1 protein-coding gene is annotated in these 4187 nt (G+C 67.1%); it reads right to left on the reverse strand.

What is annotated here, in order from left to right; translation table 11 throughout:
• The coding region (locus tag CHF16_RS38925) for an RHS repeat domain-containing protein (protein ID WP_483860512.1) at positions 1-3952 on the reverse strand (3952 nt) is incomplete at its 3' end.
• Positions 3953-4187 lie beyond the last annotated feature (235 nt).

Below are 4187 nucleotides of genomic sequence, written 5' to 3' on the forward strand. Positions count from 1 at the left end.
GGGTCTTGCGGCCGCGCAGGTCGTAGGTGGTGGTGAAGGTGTTGCCGGACGGGTCGGTGACCGAGGCGATCTCCCCCGCCGGTGTGTAGGTGTAGGTGGTGGCGTCGAACTCGCCGGTGGGTGTTGAGGCCTTGTACTGGCGGCGCTCGATGACCTGGCCGCGGGCGTTGGTGATCTGTGCGGTGGGAGTGCCGCCGTCCGGTGGGGTGATGGAGGTGCGGTTGCCGCCGCCGTAGGAGTAGGTGGTGCGCCACAGCTCCTGCGCGGGCTGCGACCCGTTCCCCTTCATCGCCTTCTCGACCGTCGGACGGCCCAGCCCGTCGTACTCGGTCCGGGTCTGCGTCTCCACATTGCCCGGGGTGCCGACCCCGAACAGAGCGGTCTCGGGTGCGCCGGCGGCCGGATAGGCGGCGTAGGACTTGGTCACCTGGCCGCGCTCGTCGTAGAAGGTGTCGGTGATCAGGCGTCCGTTGGGTGCGGGGACCTGGGTCTGGCGGGAGCGCAGCCACCCGTCCAAGAGTTCGATCTTCTCAACCTGCTGCCCGCTGGTGGCGGCGAGGGCTTTGGTGGTGACCGCGACGATCTGCCCCTCGGCCACCCGGTAGGTGAACTCGTAGTTCGGGTGGGGGTTGTTGGCCTTGGACCGATTCGGCAACCACACCTGCGTCAGCCGTCCGAGCCCGTCATACAGAAGATCTGTGTTCAACCCGTTGGCGTCGGTGGTCCGGGTAGGTTGTCCACGCGCCGGGTCCAGTTGCTCGATCGTCGTGAGCGCCGTAGAGGCGTTACCCGGCGTGGCCGGTGGCGTGGTCACCTGCTTCTTGGTCGTCAGGCCCTGGGTTTCGGTGTAGACGGTGGTAGCGGTCTGCCCCAGTGCGTCCTTCACCTGCGTGACCCGCCCGAACGAGTCATAGACGTTTTCGGCCTTCGTCACATACTCGGGCGTAGCACCGTCGTATCCCTCGACTTCTTGGGCCTTGGTGACGCGGCCTTTGGACGGGCCTTCGCCAAAGCCACCGTTGTCGTAGTAGGTCCGCGTGTCGGAGACGACCTGGGCGGGACGGTTGGGAGTGGCGGTGCAGGCGGCCGACACGGTCTCCACCCGGGATGGGAACGACACCATCCACGCGGCCCCGCTGTCGGCGTAGGTCGTGCGGGTGCACTTGTCGTCACCGCTGGTGCTGATGTCACCGAGGTCGTTGACCATGGTGATCCGACCGGTGCCCGGACCTTCTTCTTCGTAGGTGTTGTCGGTCTTGGTCTCGGTCCACCCGCCGCCGTCCTTGGCCGTCCACGTGTGGGTGGTGTCGACCGCGGTCACGTTCGCGGTCGTGGTCCCCCAGGAGCGGGTGCGGGAGGCGGTCTGCACCCGCCAGGGGGTGTTCACCGTCTTGCTGTGGACGCCGCCGCCCGGCGCGGTGTACTGGACGGTCTTGAGAGTGAACCCGGCCAGGGCATCATGATCGGTGTAGGTACCGCCCTCACCGTCGGAGACCGTGACGCTCTTCTGCCCGCCATCCTTGTTCTTGCGGTCGCCGTTCATACCGCGCAGGTAGAAGGTGTCGGTCTGCGCGGCGGGATTGTCGAAGTCGCCGGTGAGCGTACGGACCTGGCCATAACCGCGCCACTGCGACCAGGTCTTGTTCTTCTCCTTGGTCAGCCCGTCATCGTCGTCGAAGTGCCAGGCCGCGCCGCCCAGGTACTGGTACTTGGTGGCCATGTCGGGGGCCAGACCGGTCCGGTCGGTCTGGATAACGGAGGTGACCACGTATTTGTGGAACCAGTCGGTGATGGGGTCTTCTCGTCCTGGTGGTGTCCAGATGACCGGCATGCAGCGGGTGGTGTTGGTCTCCGGTGTCGGCTTGCTGGACAGGGTGCAGTCGGTGTCGGAATAGGCGACGTCGATCTGCCCGCCCGACTCGTCATAGATCGCGCCGAGCCGGTAGCGGGTGTAGGCCAGGATGTCGTCGCCGGTCTTGTCCAGCCGGTTGTCCATCTGCACGTGATTGAAGGTGACCTTGGGCAGGGTCACTGGGCCGCTGCCGTCGGTGGCGGCGTGACCGGTGTGGGAGATCTCCTTCAGCACCAGGTCCCGCTCGACGTCGGCCAGCTTCCACTCGTGGTCCAGCGACCACGAATCCACCGGCCGATACCCGGACGCGTCCGGCTTGAGGATCTGCGTGGTGACCTTCGTCAGCCGCTTACGGGACCAGAAGGTAGGCGAAATTGTGCCGTGAGTGTCCTTGCATTCCTGGCCGGAGTTGCAGTTGAGGTCCCAGGGGACATCCCACCACTTGTCAGGGTTGGCGCCGATCTTGGACGGGTCGCAGTCGAAGCCGCTGTCGGGGATGCAGCGCTCGGAGGTGGTGAAGGTGACCTGCGCCGGCGCCTTGGCGAACAGCGCGTCCTTGCGCAGCCCATAGGAGATCGTCTTCAGGTACCCGCCGCGGATGTAGGGGGTCTCGTCCTCGGGCTTGAGGTTGCGGCCGTAGTGGTTGGTCTCGGTGCCGTAGGTGTAGTTGATGGCGTTCCCGGACGGGTCCACGACGTAGTCAAGGTTCCACCGGTACGCCTGCTGGCACCACGACCCCGCAAACGACGACCCATGGCACGGCTCGTCGGCGTCGTCGCCGAACACCGGCGCCGTCCACGTCGAGTTGGTCTCCGGCTTGCCGCTCTGCCAGCCGGGGAGCCGGTTCAGCCCGAAGAAGTACTGGGTGCCGTCAGTGGTCGTGACCTTCCAGTACTCGCCGTTGTTGTCACCGTTGCCATTGGTCGAACTGGTGAGCTTCTCGTACTTGGTTCCGTCGTCACCCTTCGTTCGCCATGAGCCGTCGGAAGCCTTGATCAGCTCCCCGCCCTTGCCGTTCCAGGTGACGGTCGCGTTGTCATAACCCCAGCACCGATCCCCAGGCGAGTTCCCCCACTCGTCCTTGGGCGCGCCGTCGTCCTCACACGACTTGTAGCGCCGCTCGATGTAACCGGGCCAAAGATCGAACCCTTCACCGACCCATGACGGCTGGCCATTGGTGTTCGATGTCCTGCCGTCCACACTCGCGGAGGAGTAGGAGAGCGCCACGTTCGGTGTCAGGCCACTGGGGACGGGCGGGACCCGCATCGGATACGACCACGTGAAATCGCCCGCGTTACCGCCACCGCTCCACGTCGCCGACGCTTCCAGCGACGTCGCCTTGTAGTCACCTTGGGAGCTGTCAGAACCCGCCGCCGCAACCAGGAGCGTCGCGTGCTGCCCGGACGCCGTCATCGGCGCGGCCTCGACATCGGCGGTCAGGGTCTTGGAGGCGCCGTCGTTCTCGCTGGTCACCGGCTCACCGGTGCGGCACTCGGGCTTGCCGGGAGTGGTCAGGGCGCATTGCGGGAGTTGCGTGAGGCGCAGCCGAGCACCATAGGCACCACCGAACGCCTGCGCGAAGGTCGAGTAGTCCAGCCGCACCTTCACCCGACCGGGCGCGTCGGCATCCATGCGGGCCACGGTTAAGGCGAGGCCGTCCACCCCGAGCCGTTGGCTGCTCGCCTGGTCGAGCACCTGGACCCGCACCCGGTCCGCCTTCGGGACGCTCTTCCTCGAGCGTGTCTGCTTCTCCGGTGCCAGCACGCGCACCGGCAGACCGCCCGCACGCGTACCGGAGCCCTTGGCGTCGGAGGGGACGGCGACCTCCGCCGCTCCCGGTTTCGGCCATGCGGCCTTGGCGGCGGGCCCGGGATTGGCGGGGTCGGTCTTGCGGGGCCGGACCTTCAGGTCGTGCCCGGGCACCGGCTTCTCATGAGTGGACGCCTTGGGGCGCTGGGAGTGGGGCGGTTCAGCCAGGGCCGGCGGGGACGTCAGCACCCCGGCCGACATCACCACCGCCGCCACACCCGCGGTCAGGGTCACCATGCGGCGCGATCCCAGTACCAGCCTCTTGCGGCCTGCGTTCACGACGTCCTCCATCGCCACCGCCCGGTCAAGGGCGCATCACGAGGTCACCAGGGGAGAGAAGGGACACGGGTCGGTGTGGCCCGCCGCTCCACGGCAGTGGGGCGGCGGACCCGGATGGTCATGTCAGGGGCCGTCTTCGGTGGGGAGTTCGGCTCCGCCGGCCAGCATCTGGACCTGCTCGGTGGTCAGCGCGCCCTGGTAGGCCCAGATGTCATCCAGAGCATCAGTCCAGTACTCGGTGCCATCG

Source organism: Actinomadura meyerae, assembly GCF_900188445.1.
GTDB lineage: Bacteria > Actinomycetota > Actinomycetes > Streptosporangiales > Streptosporangiaceae > Spirillospora > Spirillospora meyerae.